General features: G+C 56.9%; 15 protein-coding genes. 4 read left to right on the forward strand and 11 right to left on the reverse strand.

What is annotated here, in order from left to right; genetic code table 11:
• Window positions 1–32: 32 nt before the first annotated feature.
• Complete coding sequence (gene hisS, locus CE168_RS01050) at window positions 33–1,424, reverse strand: histidine--tRNA ligase (RefSeq protein WP_099570766.1); 1,392 nt, start codon at window positions 1,422–1,424, stop codon at window positions 33–35.
• Between the two features lie 116 nt (window positions 1,425–1,540).
• Between hisS and CE168_RS01055 the strand changes: the two genes are divergently transcribed.
• Window positions 1,541–2,977 (forward strand): DUF349 domain-containing protein, encoded by a 1,437-nt coding sequence (locus tag CE168_RS01055; RefSeq protein ID WP_099570767.1) that lies wholly within the window; start codon window positions 1,541–1,543, stop codon window positions 2,975–2,977.
• 173 nt (window positions 2,978–3,150) lie between these two features.
• On the opposite strand, the gene CE168_RS01060 is transcribed toward CE168_RS01055, so the two are convergent.
• The 3 genes from CE168_RS01060 to CE168_RS01070 all read right to left on the reverse strand — a co-directional run bounded on the left by CE168_RS01060 (window position 3,151) and on the right by CE168_RS01070 (window position 7,118).
• Window positions 3,151–3,909 (reverse strand): creatininase, encoded by a 759-nt coding sequence (locus CE168_RS01060; RefSeq protein ID WP_099570768.1) that lies wholly within the window; start codon window positions 3,907–3,909, stop codon window positions 3,151–3,153.
• Window positions 3,910–4,057: 148 nt separating this feature from the next.
• A complete protein-coding gene (locus CE168_RS01065) occupies window positions 4,058–5,416 on the reverse strand; it encodes an MFS transporter (protein WP_099571158.1) in 1,359 nt (452 codons plus the stop codon).
• 163 nt (window positions 5,417–5,579) lie between these two features.
• Window positions 5,580–7,118 (reverse strand): PucR family transcriptional regulator, encoded by a 1,539-nt coding sequence (locus CE168_RS01070; protein ID WP_099570769.1) that lies wholly within the window; start codon window positions 7,116–7,118, stop codon window positions 5,580–5,582.
• A 183-nt stretch (window positions 7,119–7,301) separates the two neighbouring features.
• Here CE168_RS01070 and CE168_RS01075 point away from each other — a divergent pair, with 183 nt between their 5' ends.
• Window positions 7,302–8,627: an amidohydrolase family protein gene (locus CE168_RS01075; RefSeq protein ID WP_099570770.1), complete on the forward strand. Its 1,326-nt coding sequence runs from the start codon at window positions 7,302–7,304 to the stop codon at window positions 8,625–8,627.
• A 113-nt stretch (window positions 8,628–8,740) separates the two neighbouring features.
• Here CE168_RS01075 and CE168_RS01080 read toward each other — a convergent pair whose 3' ends face one another.
• Window positions 8,741–11,332 carry an ATP-dependent Clp protease ATP-binding subunit gene (locus tag CE168_RS01080; protein WP_099570771.1) on the reverse strand — a complete coding sequence of 864 codons (2,592 nt, stop codon included), beginning with the start codon at window positions 11,330–11,332 and terminating at the stop codon, window positions 8,741–8,743.
• A gap of 140 nt (window positions 11,333–11,472) precedes the next feature.
• Here CE168_RS01080 and CE168_RS01085 point away from each other — a divergent pair, with 140 nt between their 5' ends.
• Window positions 11,473–12,489, forward strand: a complete 1,017-nt coding sequence (locus CE168_RS01085; RefSeq protein ID WP_099570772.1) for a universal stress protein — start codon at window positions 11,473–11,475, stop codon at window positions 12,487–12,489.
• An 86-nt stretch (window positions 12,490–12,575) separates the two neighbouring features.
• Here CE168_RS01085 and CE168_RS01090 read toward each other — a convergent pair whose 3' ends face one another.
• From CE168_RS01090 to CE168_RS01110, 5 genes are all read right to left on the reverse strand, one after another.
• The gene (locus CE168_RS01090; protein WP_099570773.1) at window positions 12,576–13,700 is read right to left on the reverse strand and encodes a DUF3027 domain-containing protein; all 1,125 of its coding nucleotides are present in this window, start codon (window positions 13,698–13,700) and stop codon (window positions 12,576–12,578) included.
• 3 nt (window positions 13,701–13,703) lie between these two features.
• A complete protein-coding gene (locus CE168_RS01095; RefSeq protein WP_003836539.1) occupies window positions 13,704–14,093 on the reverse strand; it encodes a cold-shock protein in 390 nt (129 codons plus the stop codon).
• Between the two features lie 156 nt (window positions 14,094–14,249).
• Window positions 14,250–16,079 (reverse strand): HAMP domain-containing sensor histidine kinase, encoded by a 1,830-nt coding sequence (locus CE168_RS01100; protein ID WP_099570774.1) that lies wholly within the window; start codon window positions 16,077–16,079, stop codon window positions 14,250–14,252.
• A gap of 12 nt (window positions 16,080–16,091) precedes the next feature.
• On the reverse strand, window positions 16,092–16,823 hold the full coding sequence (locus tag CE168_RS01105; protein ID WP_003836535.1) for a response regulator transcription factor: 732 nt from the start codon (window positions 16,821–16,823) through the stop codon (window positions 16,092–16,094).
• Between the two features lie 3 nt (window positions 16,824–16,826).
• Entirely contained in the window at window positions 16,827–17,720 is an 894-nt protein-coding gene (locus CE168_RS01110; protein WP_099570775.1) for a TPM domain-containing protein, read from the reverse strand.
• Window positions 17,721–17,803: 83 nt separating this feature from the next.
• Here CE168_RS01110 and CE168_RS01115 point away from each other — a divergent pair, with 83 nt between their 5' ends.
• Window positions 17,804–18,094, forward strand: a complete 291-nt coding sequence (locus CE168_RS01115; RefSeq protein WP_003836531.1) for a WXG100 family type VII secretion target — start codon at window positions 17,804–17,806, stop codon at window positions 18,092–18,094.
• 129 nt (window positions 18,095–18,223) lie between these two features.
• Here CE168_RS01115 and groL read toward each other — a convergent pair whose 3' ends face one another.
• Window positions 18,224–19,840, reverse strand: coding sequence for a chaperonin GroEL (gene groL / locus CE168_RS01120; protein WP_099570776.1), 1,617 nt, complete (start codon window positions 19,838–19,840; stop codon window positions 18,224–18,226).
• Between the last annotated feature and the right edge of the window lie 127 nt (window positions 19,841–19,967).

Genomic DNA, 19,967 nt, shown 5'->3' on the forward strand with positions numbered 1-19,967 from the left:
TTCCTTATTCTCTTGATTGAAGTCTTGCGATTTCAGGCTTCTACAGTAACGGTTTGCTGGGCATACACAGTATCCGGCTCCCAAGACTGTGCGTCGGCCGGATGCTGGTCACCTGTGATAATGTTCTTGACTTCATCCGAAGCGTCTTGCGCGGACTCGTCTGCGGGGAACCACACGTATGGTATGCCGAGCTTGTCGGCATACTTGATCTGCTTGCCGAGCTTGGCTGCGGTCGGAGCCACGTCAGCGGCGATGCCACGGGCACGCAGCTGGTTGGCAATCAGATTGGACGCGGAACGGTCCTCCTCATTCCACACGGCCACGAGCACAGAAGCCGGGGACACACGATTCGCGTGGGCACCGGCGGTGTGCAGCATGTACGAAACCAAGCGGGACAGGCCGATGGACAGGCCCACACCCGGGTACTTCTTGCTGCCTTGCGATGCGAGGTTGTCGTAACGACCTCCGGAGCAGATGGACCCGAGCGAGGCCGCACCGTCAAGGAACGTCTCATACACGGAACCGGTATAGTAATCCAAGCCGCGAGCGATCTTCAGATCCGCAATCACGGAACCCGGGCGAATACGAGCGGCCTCGTCAACAATCATCGCCAACGTGTCAAGCCCCTGACGTGCGAGCGCATACGCCTCGGAATCATTGGCGATGTCGTGCTTCTCGCACAACGCGTCGAACTTGCTGGACAGCTCCGCACCATCAGCGGCGGTGAGCTCCGCGAGCTCAAGGCACGCACGAGCCTGATTCTCGTTGGCTCCGCAACCTTCCACCAGCAGCTTGGCCACTTCGTCGGCACCGATTTTGTCGAGCTTGTCGATCTCACGAAGCACGCCTTCGATGTCGTTCAGGCCCAAACCACGGTAGAAACCTTCGGAGAGCTTGCGGTTGTTCGCATGCACGGTGGCCTTCGGCAGACCGAACTCGCGCAGACGTTCCAAAGCCGATACCATGACCAGCGGCAACTCAACCTCATAATGATCCGGTAGATCACCATTGCCGATCACATCGATATCGGCCTGCACGAACTCGCGGAAACGCCCTTCCTGAGGACGTTCGCCGCGCCAGACCTTCTGAATCTGCCAACGCTTAAACGGGAACGCCAAATCACCCGAATGCTCAACGACATAACGGCTCAGCGGAACAGTCAAATCAAAATGCAGACCAAGACGATCTTCAATCGGAGTGTCGGACTCATGACCGACCTCCTGAAGACGGCTCAGCAAGTAAATCTCCTTGCTGGTTTCGCCTTTTTTGAGCAGGCTCGAACCCTGCTCAACCGCACGAGTTTCAATGCCTATGAAGCCATTGAGCTCGAATACTTCACGGAGCGTGTCGATAACACGCTGCTCCACAACACGTTCAGAGGGGAGCCACTCTGGAAATCCTGAAATAGATGCGCCTTTTGCCACGATTCCCTATAATAAATGAGGTTGCGGAAAATGCATCGCGTTTTTCAGGCTTTGGAAGCACGTTCGCATGATTCGCATCCCCTGCACTACATGAAGCTTACTTAAAGGAGCTGGCCATGGCCGACGAGAATGTCACCGCGTCCGAGAACATTAATGAAACCACCGAGCAGGCGACGACGCCCGCAGTCAAGGCCAGCAAACCGGCCGTTCCGAGCCCTGCTTCAATGAAGCCGCACGCTCCGAGCCCTGCGGCCTTCGCCAAGAAGGCTCCGCAGCACACCGCCCCGGCGGCAGCGTCCACCGGATTCTCCGATGCTGATGTAAAGGCCGCCGAAGCGTTCGGCCGTGTCGCCGATGATGGCACCGTGTTCGTCAAGGACGGCGAAGAAGAACGCGAGGTCGGCCAGTTCCCTGACGTCTCCAAGGAAGAGGCGCTGGCCCTGTATGCCCGCCGTTACCTTGATCTGAAGGCCAAGCTGGACCTGTTCGCCAACAAGCTCAAGTCCAATGGTGTGAAGTCTCGCGAAATCGACGAAACCATCAAGGCGTTGTCCGAGGAAACCGAACAGCCGGCAGTGGTGGGCGATCTGGCCGCTCTCAAGGCCCAGTTCGAGGCGCTGAAGGAGGAAGGCGCAGCCAAGAAAACTGCGTTGATCGAGGCGCGCAAGGCCGCCATCGCCAAGGCTCTTGAGGAGCGCACCGTCATTGTGGAGAAGGCCGAAGCATTGGCTGATTCCCTTGACGAAAACACCAACTGGCGTTCCACCGCCGACAAGTTCCGTTCACTTTTCCAGCAGTGGCAGGAACACCAGCGCAACAACATCCGCATCGACAAGGAAGACGCAGACGCCCTGTGGGCCCGCTTCTCCGCGGCCCGCACCAAGTTTAATTTCGCCCGCCGCAAGTGGGTGCAGAGCCGTGACGAAGAACGCAATTCCGCCAAGGCGGCTAAGGAAGCCATCATCGCGGAGGCCGAGGCGCTGCAGGATTCCACCGCTTGGGTTGAGACCTCCCGCAAGTTCACCGAGCTGATGGATCGTTGGAAGAAGGCCGGTCGTGCCGGTCGTCGTGATGATGATGCCATGTGGGAGCGTTTCCGCGCTGCCGCAGACGCATTCTTCAATGCGCGCCAGGCCGATCGTGATCAGATCAGCTCCTCTGAGAAGGAGAATCTCGCCAAGAAGGAAGCACTGCTGGTCAAGGCCGAGGCGCTTGTTCCCGTCAAGGATGAGGAAAGCGCCAAGCAGGCTCGTCAGGCCCTCGCCGCCATTCAGGAGGAGTGGGATCAGATCGGCTATGTGCCACGCGACGAAGTACGCCGCATCGAGGGCCGCCTCGACGCCGTCGACAAGCAGATCAAGGCTGTCGAGGATGCCGCGTGGAAACAGTCCGATCCGGAAGCCGACGCCCGCAAGTCCTCCTTCGAGGAGCAGCTCAACGCGCAGCTCGCCGAGCTTGACGCGAAGATCGCGGTCGAATCCGATCCGAAGAAGAAAGCCAAGCTTGAATCCGAGAAGGCCACCAAGGAGCAGTGGCTGAACGCCATCAAGTAAGTCGCAAATCCTGATATTTGGTTGCGCCACAGAGATGCGGTCAAATATCAGTTGGACTTCACTCAGGCATAATCAAGAAGGCTGGTACGTGACAAAATCCGTTACATACCAGCCTTCTTCGTATGATCGCATGTGCTCTCACATGCGCAATCACCATACAGAATATTCAACTATCATGCGCCGAATTCGGCAGCACAAATATCGGCCACCGCATCAATGCAGGCATCGACGATGAGCTTGCCTCGTTCGGCGCTGGAACCTGCAGGAGTGGCCAGTCCGCCGTAATCCGGAACGTCGCCCTTGCGCACCGGATAGCGCACGTAAGCCTTCGGTATAACATTGCCTTCGTCGATCACACGGTCCATATGCACCAGTTCCGGCTCATAATGCATCATCAATGAGGTTTCCGTCACTGCGGCATGTTCCAACGCCCACCCGGGGAACACGAGTCCGTCGAACACCTGCTCGACCACGTTCTCCGGCAGCGGATCCCACCAGTTGGTTTCGACGATGGTGGCTACTCCCCCGGTTTCGCGGGTGATCAGATCGATTGCCTCGATAATGAACGCCTCGTTTTCGAAATGCGCGTTCATCACCACGATTTTGGTGAAACCGTCCGCGATCAGCTCGCCAAGCACATCATGCATTTGATTGATCACCGTCACACCGTTCATGTCGATGGTGCCGGGGAACAATGGGCCGCCCCCGGAAAGCGGCTTCGACTTGTACCCGTAGTTCATGGTCGGTGCCACGATGCCGTCGATGCGTTCGGCGAGGTCTTCAGACACATGGCTGGCGATCATGGCGTCCACACCAAGGGGAAGATGCTGGCTATGCTGTTCGGTGGAGCCGATTGGCACAATAACCGGCTTTGATTTCGATGCTTCGATTTCCGGCCAGGTCATATGGTCCATCCGACGGCTGCTGCTCATGATTGCTCCTTTATGTGCTGTTGTTGGTTTGCGTTTCAACAATTGATAATGATTGCGATGATGCCGTCCCCGCGAATCGATGTTGCAATCGATGTTTCAGGGACGGCGTTTATTGTTTCGAGGAATTGTCTCGTAAAACCGTTTCTTCTCAGATGCGGCTCAGATCCTTATCCGTGTTTTCGTGAGAGAGAATCATGGCGACCAGTGCCACGGCGGACACCGCCACCATGTACCAGGCCGGAGCGATGCTCGAACCGGTGGTGTAGATCAGCCAGGTTGCGATGAACGGTGCGGTTCCACCGAAGATGGCGTTGGCAAGGTTGAAGCTGAATGCGAAGCCGGTGAAACGAACCGATGTCGGGAAGGTCTCAGTCAGGTAGCTCGAAAGCGTACCGTCGTTGGCGGTCAAGGTGGCGCACATGGCGAGCTCAACGATCAGCACCGGCCAGAACTGTGCGGTGTTCAGCGCCATGAAGGCCGGAACAGTGAGCACGATGAAGGCCACGCATGCACCAATCAGCACCTTCTTGCGTCCGAACGTGTCGGAGATGTGACCCATGCCAAACACCAAAGCCACATACAGTACCAGGCAGATGGTGGTGATGGTGGACGACTGTGCGGCAGCCATGCCAACCGTGTCGCTCAGATAGGTCGGCAGGTAGGTGAGCACCGTGTAGAAGCCGACCGCGTTGAGCACGCAGGCGCCGAAGCTGATGACCAGAGTCTTGAAATGGTTCTGGAACAGCTCGCGCAGTGGGGAGATGCTCTTAGTGGTGGAAGCGAACTGCTGCTTGTCGTCCAAAGCTTCGGTCATGGAAGCATACACCGGCGAATCAGCGAGCTTGGTACGGATGAAATGCACGATCAGACCAAGCGGGCCGGCCATGAGGAACGGAATACGCCATCCCCAAGAGGTCAGTGCATCAGAGCTCAGCGAAGCGGTCATCACGGTGGCGAGCGTGGAGCCTACGAGCAGACCGATGGCGGTGGATGCCGGAATCAACGAGCAGTAGATGCCACGCTTCTTGGTCGGCGCGTATTCGCCAAGGAAGGTTGCGGCGCCGGCATATTCACCGGAAGCGGAGAAGCCCTGCACCATACGAAGCAGCAGCAACAGTGCCGGAGCGAAAATGCCGATCGCAGCATATGACGGCAGGCAGCCAATCAGGAACGATGCACCCGACATGAACATGATGGAAATCGCAAGAGCGCCCTTGCGTCCTTTCTTATCGCCGCAATTGCCCCAAAACAGTGCACCGATCGGACGAAGTACGAATGACAGTGCAAACACGCCGAACGTCTGCAGCATGGCGACCGTGTGATTGCCGGACGGGAAAAACACCAGAGCGATGGTGGCCGCGAAGTAGGAATAGGAAGCGTAGTCGAACCATTCAATGAAATTGCCGAGGAAAGACGAGACGGCCACTTTCTTGACCATCTTCTGCTCTTCGGACTGTTCAGACACGGAAGCCCTGTTGGCGGTTGCGATTGTTGCACTGGCACTCATCATGTCACCTGCTTTCTTCTGCTGAATCTGTCTGTACGTTCGCATTTTCTTCATACCCGGCGAACGTTGTGACTCTGACTATCGCCCGAAGTATTTGCGCCAAAGTGAACTGATTGTTAAACCGCAACCATTTGTTTTTGACGTTTTGCCAAGTTCCCCTTGCTTACAGCGTCGAAGTGGAAGATACGGTGTGATTATGTTGCGATTTCGCTATTTTCGCGCCTAAAAGCAGCATTGACCAGCTGATTTTATCGGTAGGCGATATACCCACGATCTGTGTCACTTTGTCCAATCGGTTGTACAACGTCTGCCGTTGGATACCTAATTGCTCGCATGCGCCGGTCTTGTTGTCGAGATTGTCGAAGCAAGCGCACAACGTGTCGATCAGCATGGCGTTATGCATAAGCTCATACCCCACCGTCTGCGTGATCACCATGCGCACGGCCTCATCGGTACGTTCCATTCCCAACATGCGTTCCAGCAAAGAGGAATCCACACATTCGAGGGTTCCATACGGGCATTCCGCATCGTTCGAAATGCATGTTCGGATCACACTGCGCAACGCACCGAACGCGTCCATCAATGAAATCGTGTCCAACGCTGCGCGGCCATGCACGGTATATACGTATTCGTTTGCAGCGACTTGCGTCAACGCATGCAAACACCGATCTGAAAATACCGACGCATCGCCGCCGCTGTCTTGCGCCGCGAGAAAACCGATCATTAAATCGCCTTCCAACAAACAGATCGATTCGCAACCGCCGTTGGATTCGAAATCGTCGATCATCGACACGATTGCCGGCATGGCGTTGGACACCGACTTGAGTTTCATGGCAAATGGCATATACACGCCCGAAGCGGCGAATCCCAACGCATCAAGCATGGCATGGCCCTCACACGCCTCCATCGACGAAACATGCACGCCATCTTCCGGCCCCGCAATCAGATGCGCCACCATGCCGACGCGCGCTCCTCCATCGAGATACAGTGCCAAAACCGGAGCGGCAATCTGTTCGATCCTTCTGCACATCGCTTCATCGAACACCGTATTGCGCTGGCTGATCTCCAAAGCACCCAAAGGCCGTTTCTGTTCCTCCAATGCAAGCACAATGCCGCAATCTGTAGCGGTATTGATGTTCTGTCCAGCTCGGGCGACTTCAAGACCGTCCACGTCGAATATGACCACATCCTCACCGAACAGGTTCGCGATGCTATCGGCAACGGCTTTGGGATTGGACACCTGAGCAAGCTCAGAACGCAACGAAGTTGACATAACGTCCACTTGCATCTGCATACGCATCTGACCACGCACAATCATGGTATTGACGCTCTGGCAGATATCGACGAAAGGAATGCGACGGCGCAATCCAATAATCGTAAGCCCTTCATGCTTGGCTGCCTTCACCAACATTTTCGGTAGTTGGGTGACTTCTTCAACCAATTCGACCATCAATGCCGCAATATCAGCATTCACGAGGCTTTTCACATATTCGTCCGCACGTTTTTCACGACCGTCCGCAACTAAAGATCGCCCCTCCACCACCAGAAGCTCACCTCCCGCCAGAAATGAGGCGACGTCCTCGCGTTCGTTGGTGAACACCCAACGCACCGGATTATCCAAGCTATCGCCAGCAACTTCAACCTGTGGTTCCGCCGTCGCAACCAAGGCATCATCGAGCACTTCCCTCACCGTAACAGCCATACAAACCGTCCAATCCGAAGTAATACACATGTCACATCAAGTAACGTGACCGCAAAGCAATACGCCGACAATAACCATCAACGATTACGTCAAAGGTTCCCTTCCGTAACCCAATGGACATATGACAAAACGTCTGCCGGAACCCGAAAACTCGCATGAAAACTCGTATTGGAAGGAGCGATTATGAGCACGCAACTGTTCACCAACGCACACATCGCCACCGGCATGCCAGGCAGCACCGCAGCCGAAACAGCGGCAATCCAAGATATTCTCGTCGAAGACGGCAAGTTCATCAGCATTGCACCCAATCTCAAAGCAACACTCGAAGCACAAGGCAAAGATATGGCGAGCGTGGAAGTCATCGATTTGGGCGGAAAGCTGGTCTGTCCACCATTCTGCGACACCCATCTGCATCTTGATTACGTCTTTACCGCACGCAAGCCCGGCGCGGTGAACGAGTCAGGCACCCTGTTCGAAGGCATTCAGCGTTGGAGTGAAACCAAGGCAGATCTCACTGTCGACGAGATCAAGGAACGCGCGAAAATCGGCATCGCCAAGGAAATGCGTCATGGCGTGCAGTTCATTCGTTCGCACGCCGATGTGACCGACCCGAATCTTACCTCGCTCAAAGCTCTGCTGGAGCTTAAGGAGGAACTGAAAGATACTGTCACGCTGCAGATCGTCTCCTTCCCGCAGGAGGGCATGTACTCCTATGAAGGTCCTCATGGCGAATCCGGCGCGGATTTGGTTGAGGAAGGCCTAAAAATGGGTGCTGATTGCGTCGGTGGCATTCCGCATTTCGAGCAATGCCGTGAGTTCGGCGAACGTTCCATGCACACCGTGGTCGAACTGGCTTCGAAGTACAACAAGCACATCGACGTGCATTGCGACGAAACCGACGATCCAAACTCACGTTATCTTGAATTGCTGTCCGCACTTGCCTATCGCGCCGGTATTGGTTCGAAGACCACGGCAAGCCACACTTGCTCCTTGGGATCGGCCGACAATGCCTATTTCTTCCATCTGACCAAGCTGTTGAAGGCCGCACATATCAATTTCGCCTGCGCGCCTACGGAAAATCTGTATCTGCAGGGGCGTCAAGACACGTTCCCGAAGCGTCGTGGCATCACGCGAGTCAAGGAGCTCACCGAAGCTGGGGTGAATGTGTCGCTTGGTCAGGATTCCATGCAAGACCCTTGGTATCCGGTCGGTAACGGCAATATGATGCTGATTCTCGATTATGTGCTGCATTTGGCGCAGATGATGAGTTTTGAGGAGATCGATGATGCGTTGAAGTTCCTGACAGTCAACGGCGCAACCACGCTCGGCATGCGAGATTCGTATGGTCTTGAGGTGGGCAAGCCGGCAAGCTTCATTGTGCTTGATGCTTCCAGCGTGTTCGACGCCGTATACGAGCGTTGCGAAGTGCTTCGTTCGGTGCGCGAGGGTCGTACGCTGTTTACCCGCAACACGTCAATCGATACTGATCTTGATTTGCTGACGTTGTAACTCATTGGATTCTGAATTATTTCCGGTATGCGAAAGACATACAAAGAGGCCTTGAAATCATTGCACATGATTTCAAGGCCTCTTGTTTATTGCGTTATTTGCGTACCGATTGCTTATTCGGCGGATTCTGCGGATTCCGTCGATTCGGTAGGTGCCTCGGACTCGGCCGGCGCAGATTCGGCTACGTCAGCCGAGTCAGCTTCAGCAGGCTCTGCGGCGCTCGGATCTTCGAACGTCTCACCGGTAAAGGTGAACTCGCCCAGAATGCCTTCGCCTTCCGCATCGACCTTCACGCGCTGACCATCTTCGAGTTCGCCCATCAGGATCTTCTCCGAAATGGCGTCTTCGACGTCGCGTTGAATCACGCGACGCAGCGGACGCGCACCCAGCAACGGATCGAAGCCCTTCTGCGCGAGCAAATCCTTGGCAGCGTCGGTAAGCTCGAGCGACATGTGGCGATCGAACAAGCGTTCATTGAGCTGCTTGACGTCAAGATCGACGATCTGACGCACCTGTGGCTCGGTGAGCTGCTTGAACACGATGATGTCGTCCAGACGGTTCAGGAATTCCGGACGGAACTGCTGCTTCAGCTCCGCGGAGACCTGATCCTTCATGCGCTGGTAGCTCGACTCAGTGTTGACGCCCAAGTTGAAGCCGGTGTTGGCGGCCTTGGCGATGTCACGAGTACCAAGATTGGTGGTCAGAATAATGATGGTGTTCTTGAAGTCCACCTTGCGGCCCTGCCCATCGGTCAGGTGACCATCATCCAACACCTGCAGCAGCGTGTTGAAGATATCCGGATGGGCCTTTTCGATCTCATCGAACAGCACCACGGAGAACGGCTTGCGACGCACCTTCTCGGTGAGTTCGCCGCCCTCTTCGTAGCCGACGTATCCCGGAGGAGCACCAAACAGGCGCGAAGCCGCATACTTCTCGGAGAATTCGGACATGTCGACACGAATCAGCGCGTCCTCGTCGTCGAACAGGAATTCGGCGAGCGTCTTGGCCAGCTCGGTCTTGCCAACACCGGTGGGGCCGGCGAAGATGAACGAACCGGACGGACGCTTCGGATCCTTCAAGCCAACACGTGCGCGGCGGATGGAACGGCTCAATGCGGACACGGCCTCATCCTGGCCGATGATGCGCTTGTGCAGCTCGCTTTCCATGGTCATGAGCTTCTTGGACTCGGCCTGGGTGAGCTTGAACACCGGAATGCCGGTGGTCTGGGAAATCACTTCGGCGATGACATCCTCATCCACGACCATCTTCACGTCGGATTCGCCTTCACGCCATGAGGATTCCTTCTGCTTGCGCTCGGATTCCAGCTTCTCCTGCTTATCACGCAGCTCAGCGGCCTTTTCGAAGTCCTGATCCTTGATGGACTGGTCCTTCTCTTCGGCAAGCTTGGCGATCTTCGTGTCGAGTTCCTTGAGTTCCGGCGGAGCGGTCAGTCGACGGATGCGCAGGCGCGCGCCAGCCTCATCGATCAGATCGATGGCCTTGTCGGGCAGGTGACGGTCCTGAATGTAACGACTCGACAGCTCGGCCGCGGCCTGCAACGCGCCGTCGGTGATCGTCACATGGTGGTGGTTCTCGTAACGGGAACGCAAGCCCTTAAGGATCTCAATGGTCTCGGCAATGCTCGGCTCATGCACCTGGATCGGCTGGAAACGACGTTCGAGAGCCGCATCCTTCTCGATGTACTTGCGGTACTCGTCAGTGGTGGTAGCGCCAATGGTCTGCAGCTCGCCACGGGCCAGCATGGGCTTCAGCATGTCGGAAGCGCCAAGAGCACCGTCTGCTGAGCCAGCGCCCACAATGGTGTGGATCTCATCGATGAACAGCACGATATCACCGCGGGTCTTAATCTCCTTGAGCACCTTCTTCAGGCGTTCCTCGAAATCGCCACGGTAACGCGAACCAGCCACCATGGAGCCCAGATCCAACGAATAGACCTGCTTGCCCTTCAACGTCTCCGGAACGTCGCCGGCGTTGATCTTCTGCGCCAAGCCTTCGACCACGGCGGTTTTGCCGACACCCGGCTCGCCGATCAGCACCGGATTGTTCTTGGTGCGGCGGCTCAGCACCACCATCACACGCTCGATCTCACTCGAGCGGCCAATCACCGGATCAAGCTTGCCGGAAGCAGCTTCGGCGGTCAGATTGCGGCCAAACTGGTCAAGAATCGCGGAACCGGTCTGGTTGCGGCGATCCTGTACGCCACCGGCGTTGGCCAAATCACCCTTGCCGTCGCCCTTGCCATCACCGGAATTGCCACGGATCAAGTCGATGGTGGCGCTGCGCAGTTCGCCAAGATTGACATCCATCTTGATCAGCACTTGAGTGCCTACGCCTTCGCCTTCATGAATCAGACCGAGCAGGATATGCTCAGTGCCGATATAGCTGTGCCCCAGCTGCAACGCCTCACGCAGCGACAGCTCCAACACCTGCCTGGCATGCGGGGTGAAGGGAATGTGGCCGTTCGGCGTGGCATTCCCCTTGCCGATCATCTCTTCGACCTGTTTGCGGGTGTCATCCAAGGTCACACCCTTTGAGGCCAGCGCCTTGGCTGCAACGCCGTCACCCTCGCGAATCAGGCCAAGCAGCAGATGCTCGGTACCGATGTAGTTGTGCTGGAGGGTACGAGCTTCTTCCTGCGCCAGCACGATCACGCGCCGTGCACGGTCGGTAAACCGTTCGAACATGCTTGTCCTTCCACTCTTGTTAGTCCTTCAACACTCTACCGATTCGCGGTGACGTTTGCTTCATCCGCGCGTAAATTGCGCTTTCGACGCAACCGAACGTATATGCTTGACATATAGCAACGACCAAGGAGGTCACCAAGATGAGCGACACCACCCTAAATGCGGCCGGTTCCGGATCGATCGCAGACACTCGTCTCCATGATATCGTCGTCGGCGTTGACGGTTCCGACGAATCCTTCGCCGCATTACGCTGGGCGCTGAACGAGGCATCGCTTACCGGCCAGCAGGTCAATGCAGTGTTCGCCTGGTCCCATTCCTGGGATATGGGATCAGAGCCGGAAGACGAAGAACAATGGGCCGAAGTCCGTCATGATATCGCGCAGAAGCTTCGTGACTGGGTTTCCGAGGCTTCGCAAGGCATGACCATCAATGAGGATCATGTCAAACTCACATCGGTCAAGGCCACAGGAACATCCGCATTGCTGGAGATAGGCAGGGACGCGCAGCAGATTGTGGTAGGACGCCGTTCCCTTGGCCGCGTAGCGCGCTGGTTCCTCGGATCTCTTTCAGCTTCGCTCGCCGAAGCTGCGGAGGTTCCGGTCACCGTGGTGCGCATTCTCGACAACGAGGAATCCAGCGTGCAGGATGCCATCGCCAATGCGCTTACGCCCTCGGAGAACACCGTGACATACGACCTGCCGGGTTCCCCGCTGCCAAGAAGCCAGCGTCCGATTGTGGTTGGCGTCGACGGATCGGAAACATCGCGACACGCCCTGCGGTTCGCCATCGATCTGGCTGCGCTGCATCACGCTCCCCTGCAGGTGATGTTCTGCTGGCAGCTGAAAGATCTCGGTGTCATCGAAGGGTATGAGAACGCCATCGCGCCAATAGCCGTAGGTCAGGAGCGTGCGGAACGCATTCTTGACGAGCTGCTCGATTCGGTGGAGATTCCCACGGCCGGCATTCCCGACGATTTCCAGATCGAATCGCACGCCTTCCATATCTCCGCGGCGAAGGGACTGATCGCAGCTTCCCGTTACGCACGCCATTTGGTGGTCGGTTCCCGCGGACTGTCTGGATTGGATGCGCATTTCCTCGGTTCCGTTTCCAAACAGATCGTCAATTTCGCCGATTGCACCGTCACCGTCGTGCACTAAGCATTTGCAACGTTTGCAGATATGAGAGAAGCCCGCTCCCCCAAGTTGGGAATGCGGGCTTCTCCCCTATCTGCAGTAAAACCGGATTATTCGGCTTCCAAATCGTTTTCAGGCGTCTCTTCGGCTTCCGAATCCTCGTCACCGCCTAGCTCAACGGTGGCTTCCACTTCAGGTTCGTCCTGCGGGGCCGTGTGTTCGAGCACTTCTTCCTGATTCGCGTCGTCATCCACGGTATTGGCTTCGATATCGGCTTCGGAGGCTTCCTCCTCATCGTTCGGATTGTTGCTTTCGTCCACTGACAACCGTTCGATCAGTTCGACGGAACTGCGCTCGTCACGCGGAGCCTGCGCGATGATGTCGATATGAAGATCATCGAAAGCCGGCTTCGACTGCACCCACAGATGCGACGGTTCCGGAGGCTCGATCTCGGAATGCTCGCCACAGCCATGGTCGATGGACACGACACGACCGTCATCAGGACTCCACTTGTTGGCGCACACGCCGAACAGGAGGTTCAGCTCGCCTTTCAGGGGAATGAAGAATCCGCACGTCGAGCACGGATTGCCATCCGACGTCTTGGTGGACAACGACTTCGGTCCACGTGGCCCCTCATACCAACGTTTCGCGGTCTGGGAACGTCCCAAAGACGTAAGCACGTGTCGGCGGGACAGGTCGAATTCCTCAACCGCCTCGTCGATATCCTCTTCGGAAGTCACCGATGCTGCAGCGCTCTCGCCTTGCGAGCCGGCAGCCCCGTCAGCGTCCGTCTCGGCATTATCGCTGGCATTCGTCGTTTCGGCAGACTCCGCATCGGAAGAAACGTTTTCGCCCGTCTCAGCAGGTTCCGTCTTACGGAACCCCTCCTCCATACGGGGATCGTCGGGATCGGTGCCGATCGAATCGGTCACCGCCAAGTCGGTCGGTTCGAGACGATCCTTCCACGGAATCCATTCCGGTGGACGCAACGCCTTGTCGGTAGGCACCAACGACGACTCATTGACCGTCCAATGATCCAACTCGACATCGTGATACAACGTCACCGACCACTGCCATCCCTCATACCCGCGCACGCGAGTTTCGAAACGAAAATCAGTGACGTTGTCTCCCAAATCGATGGCTTCGACGAAGTCGCCGACCTGACTATCCTCATCGGCGACTTCAATGGCCGCCGCTTGAGCGATCGCCCTGGGATCCATTGTGGTATCGGACATGAATTATTCCTGTACGTCGAAGTTGTCGGCCACGGCACGCATCAGCGTGGCCAGTTTCTTGCTTTCGGCCGGCGACGGGTAATGATGTCGGCGCAGTTGGTTTCCGGCGGAATCCAGAAGCTTGATGAGATCCTCCACGATGGCGGCCATATCATCCGGCTTCGGTCGCGTCGCCTTGACCAGAGACGGAGCGGACGCGACGAGCGTAAGGCCCATCGCCTGCGGGCCACGGCGGCCCTCCACCACGGAATACTCGACCTTTGCGCCCTTACGCAACGTCTTCACGCCCTCCGGCAGGGCAGCTGCAGGCAGGAACACATCGGCGCCCTGCTCGTTCTGAATAAAACCATAGCCTTTGTTCGCATCGAACCAACGAACGCGTCCGCTAGGCATTGTCACCTCACTCTTACGTAATCCACATACCTTCGGGCAAGCGAAAGAAAACCGCTCACCGATTACAAATCAAAGATACAGTTTAGCGCAAGAGGTGGGATATATACCATCTCTTGCGCCAATAACCGTCAAATCAGGCCTTTTCAGGCGTTTGCATCACTGCTTTTTCGACCTGCGGCCCCACTTGTCACCCTTGCGTTCGTCACTGGCCTGCGTCAACGGACGCGGCTCCACCGGAGCCACCGGAAGCACCACCGTCAATGTCAAGCCGGTTCCCTCGCTGCCGGAAGCGCAGATGAAACCGTGATGCGCCTTGACCACGGATTGCGCGATCGCCATGCCAAGGCCGGTGCCGCCCTTCTGCCGAGCTCGGGACGGGTCAGCCGTATAGAAACGTTCGAAAATCTTTGAACGCGCCTCGGCCGGAACGCCGGGACCATGATCGCTGAAGCGAACGATCGCATAGTTCATACCCACCTGCATCGACTGCCCGACTTCGATGGCTTCGACCAAGTGACGCAGCGACTGCTCGTTCGACGGCATGCGAGACAGCGACTCCGGGCTGATGGAAGCCGGCAACACGCCCATCGAAACCTCCACCGACGAATCGGCCGGCGTATAGCGGTGGATATTGCCAACGATATTGGTCACCACCTGACGCAACCTTGAAGCATCGCCCGTCAGCGTAATATCCGGCATCTGCCCCGGTTGGAACGTCAACCTCGCAGGATTGTTCATATCTTGCCCTGGCTGCAGCACCACCTGGCCGCAGGTGATGCCACGATTCGGATCAAGCGCATGCAAATCGTCGGCAGCGTCCTTCACCACGGAAGTGAGCTTCACCTGCTGGGTGATATCGATGCCACGACCTTCGTCAAGACGCGCCAAAGAAAGCAGATCCTCCACCAACACCGTCATACGCGCGCTGGACGCCTCGATATGCGCGATGGACTCGTCGGCACGCTCCAACGCCCCCGGCATGTCACGCTGCATTTTGTAGAGTTCCGCGTAACCATGAATCGCAGCAAGCGGGGTACGCAATTCATGACTGGCGTCGGAAACGAACCGCTTCATCTTCTCAGTCGTTTCCTCCTGCGCGTGGAAGCTTTCCTCAATGCGCGTCAGCATGGCGTTCAACGACATGGACAGCGAACCGACTTCCGTGTTCTCCGGCAAGTCGGGAACGCGCTGGCTCAAATCCCCTGCCGCGATCTTCGCCGCGGTCTTTTCGATACGTTTCAGCGGAGCAAGCGTGCTTTGCACGACGATGGTGCCGAGGATGACGCCGATCAGCACCACTGCGATGCCGACCATGGCGCAGAACCGCGTCAACGTGTTCGCGGTGTCAATCTGGTCGCTGAGAGACAATCCGATGAACACGACGCCACTGTTTTTGACTTCACCGGTTTTGCTTTTCTCGCTCCAGGGCAACGCCACTACACGCCATGGCGACTGCGCGGCCTGCATGATGGAATGATCTGGCATCCGACTGGTGGTGACATGCACCACCGCCTGCGTGGTGAACGGCTCTCCTAGCGTAACCCCATCGATACTGCCGTCGGAGGGCAGGCTCGGCTCGGATACCACGCCCTCCCGAAGCATGGGCACCGATCCCGCTCCCGTACGCCTGTATTCGCTGTCACGTACCTCGACATAGTACGTGTTCACCAAGCTCCTGCCATCTTCGCTTGTAGTGCTGTCCAGCGAATCCATGCTATTGAAGATCATCTGCGCCTGATTCACCAACTGATTGTCGGTTTTCTGCAGCAGATAATTGCTTACAAGTGTACGAATGGAAAAGGAAATACCAATGGTGCCAATGGTGAGCAGCACAATGATGCAGGTGACCAGCTTGGTACTCAGCGGAATGGCCTGCACCTTCCTGCCGATCCGCCGACGCAAGGGCACACGTTGCGGACACGGCTGGGCGGCGTTTTTCTGCGCGTTCTGCGGGTCAGCTGACGGCTGACGGATATCCTGACTCATCGTAGGAACCGTTTAGTTCTTCGGCGCGCGAATCATGTAGCCGATGCCACGCTTCGTTTCGATGAGTGGAGCCACTTTGCGCTTCTCGCCGTTCTCATCCTCAACCGTAAGGCCGTCGACCTTCTTACGCAGGTAGGAAATATACGATTCAACGATCGCAGCGTCTCCGCCCCAATCGTACTGCCACACGTGATCCAGAATCTGCGCTTTCGAAAGCACACGTCCCTCGTTATCCATCAGATAACGAAGCAGCTTGTATTCGGTGGGGCTTAAGTCGATCGGCTGGCCGGCGCGGGACACGTCATGCGAATCCTCGTTGATTTCCAGATCGGCGACGCGAATGATCGGATCGTCTTCAACCTGCTCCTGGGTACGGCGCAGGATGGCGCGGATTCTCGCGACAACCTCCTCAAGACTGAACGGCTTGGTCACGTAATCATCGCCACCCACGGTCAGGCCCATGACTTTATCTTGCGTATCGTCACGAGCCGTCAGATACAGCACCGGCGTGGTGATGCCCTCTTGACGAATGCGACGAGTCACCGTAAAGCCGTCGATATCCGGGAGCATCACGTCAAGCACGATCAAATCAGGCTGTATTTTTTCGATAACCTCGATGGCCTCGGATCCCGAAGCCGCGGTATTCACTTCAAAACCGGCGAAATGCAGGGACGCCACCAGCAGTTCGCGGATAGACGGTTCGTCATCAACAACGACAATGGATGCTTCAATAGGCTTGCTCATGCCTTAAGCATCACTCTTTTCACTGGATGTTTCCTGAACGGATTCTGAATCTTCCTTTGGCGTCGGTTCCTTATCAGGCGCATCAGCGAACGGCTCGTCATCAACGCTCCACGCCTTCACCGGCTCGGAACGCATGGTAACCACGGCATGCCTCCCCGCATGCTTACGGACCTTACGCTTGATGACGCCACGTTTGCGCAGAATATGGAACACCACCATAATCACAATCAGCAACACCAATACGGCGATCATGCCGCCAACACCCAACAGCACCGTCTGCGACGACGTCGAGGTCTTCTTCTGCACTACGATCTGATCCATCATATCGGTCGCGGACTTCGACCAATTCGGGGTGCTTTCCATCAGAGGTTTCTGCGCGGCATCGGAAAGCGCATCGACGGTCGACTTCTTTTTCAGCCATTCGTCGGAATTCGATGACACGGCAACCACCAGATTGCCGTCATTCGAAGCGACCGCCAACAACACCGTATTCGGCTTCGGATCAAGCGATTCCAACAATGCGCTCGCCCATTTCGCAGGTTTTTCGTCGCTGTTGAAGCTCGCCAGATACAGCAGACGCACGGAAACCCCGGTTTCCTGCTTCGTTTTGCTGATGGCGTCCGTGATTTCAGCGACATTCGATCCGAGCAGATTCTGGGTGTCAGTGATGTTTTCAGTAGCCGTGATGCCGGTGCCAGTACCCTCATCCGCATTGCCGACGGGAGTTATCCACATCATCGCAGTACAGCACAATATCATGGCAAGAAGCGCACAAAGCGCTTCGTTCCAACGATTTTTAAAGTTTTGCCCCTGTTGCGACACGCCGGTAGGGCACGAATTCGGCCATCCTCCGACCACAACCCTGGTTTTTTCGTTCATCGCGTTCACTCTTGCCATACAGTCCACATTACCGTTCGGATGCGTCAAGCATGAGGAACGGCAAAAACCATCATACAAAACGCAGCAACGAAAGGATCATCATGGCACAGTATCAGGTGGACAGCGAACAGATTCAATCCTCAAGCGCGGCAGTGAACGCCTCCATCCAAGCGATTCGTCAATCGGTGCAAGGCATGTACGCCAATCTCAACAATCTGCAAAGCGTTTGGCGCGGCGGAGCCGCCACGCAATTCAATGCGGTGGCGGAACAATGGCGGGCAGCCCAGCAGCAGATGGAGCAGTCGCTTGAATCGATTCAACATGCGCTTTCGCAAGCGTCCATGCTCTATTCGGAAACCGAAATGCAGGCGTCGCGTCTGTTCGCGCAGTAGCGGCAGATGCTTCCGATACGGTCAAAGCAGTAGCAGGCACAAAGAGAAGCGGAGCCCGCCTCCACCTTGGGAAGCGGGCTCCGCTGATAGCTTTTCGCTTATGCCGTTAGGCTTTGCCGAACCTTTGGATCAGTAGCCCATGTCAGCACCAGCGGCCGGAGCGGCTGCCGGCGGTTCCGGCTTGTTGGCCACAACAGCCTCGGTGGTCAGGAACAGACCAGCGATGGAAGCTGCGTTCTGCAGAGCGGAACGGGTGACCTTGACCGGGTCGGTGACACCGGCAGCCAGCAGGTCCTCGTACTCGTTGGTTGCAGCGTTCAGGCCCTGGCCGTCAGGCAGGGAACGGACCTTGTCGATCACCACATCGCCAGACAGGCCAGCGTTCTCGGCGATCTGCTTGATCGGAGCTTCGATGGCGCGGAACACGATCGCCGCACCGGTTGCCTCGTCGCCTTCGAGCTTGACGTCGTTCTCGGCCTTGGCAGCAGCCTGAACCAGAGCGACACCGCCGCCCGGCAGCAGGCCTTCTTCGATGGCCGCCTTGGCGTTGCGCACGGCATCTTCGATGCGGTGCTTGCGTTCCTTGGCCTCGACTTCGGTAGCAGCGCCAACCTTGATGACGGCAACGCCGCCAGCCAGCTTGGCCAGACGCTCCTGCAGCTTCTCGCGATCGTAATCGGAATCGGTGTTGGCGATTTCGGCACGAATCTGGGCCACGCGGGCAGCCACGTCTTCCTTGGAGCCGCCGCCGGCCACGATGGTGGTCTCATCCTTGGAGACGATGACCTTCTTGGCGGTGCCGAGCACGGACATGTCGACGGAGTCGAGCTTGAGACCCAGTTCGTCGGACACGACCTGTGCGCCGGTCAGAATGGCCATATCCTGCAGCATGGCCTTGCGGCGGTCACCGAAGCCCGGAGCCTTGACGGCGCAGGACTTGAAGGTGCCGCGGATGTTGTTCAGGATCAGGGTCGGCAGAGCCTCGCCGTCGACGTCCTCGGCGATGATCAGCAGCGGCTTGCCGGTCTTCATGACCAGTTCGGCGATGTGCACGACGTCCTGCTGGGAGCTCACCTTGCCGGAGGTCAGCAGGATGTACGGCTCTTCAAGCACTGCGGTCTGATCTTCGGCGTTGGTCACGAAGTACGGGGCGATGTAGCCCTTGTCGAAACGCATGCCTTCGGTGAAGTCCAGATCCAAGCCGAAACGGTTGTTGTCTTCAACGGTCACAACACCATCCTGACCGACCTTGTCCAGCGCTTCGGCGATCTTCTCGCCGACTTCCGGATCGGCTGCGGAAATCGTTGCGGTGGCAGCAATCTGGTCCTTGGTCTCAACATCCTTGGCAGCTGCGATAAGCTCCTTGACGATAGCCTCAGAAGCCTTCTCGATACCACGACGCAGAGCGATCGGGTTGGAACCGGCGGTGACGTTCTTCAGGCCTTCGTGCACCAGGGACTGTGCGAGCACGGTTGCGGTGGTGGTGCCGTCGCCAGCGACGTCGTCGGTCTTCTTGGCGACTTCCTTGACCAGTTCGGCGCCGATGCGCTCGTACGGGTCATCCAAGTCGATTTCCTTGGCGATGGAAACGCCATCGTTAGTGATGGTCGGAGCGCCGTAGGTCTTGTCGAGAACCACGTTGCGGCCCTTCGGACCGAGGGTGACCTTGACGGTGTCAGCGAGCTTGTCGAGACCCGCGAGCATTCCCTGACGAGCTTCGTCGTCGTATGCAATGATCTTTGCCATTGTTCCTCCACATATGGCTACACGGTATTATTCCCACTTTCGAAGCGAAGAACGCACCAGCCGTCAGCTGCCAGTTATCACTCTCACTCCTCGAGTGCTAATTGGCAGATTAGCACTCTCAGGACGA

The organism is Bifidobacterium sp. N5G01 (assembly GCF_002742425.1).
Classification (GTDB): Bacteria; Actinomycetota; Actinomycetes; order Actinomycetales; family Bifidobacteriaceae; genus Bifidobacterium; species Bifidobacterium hominis.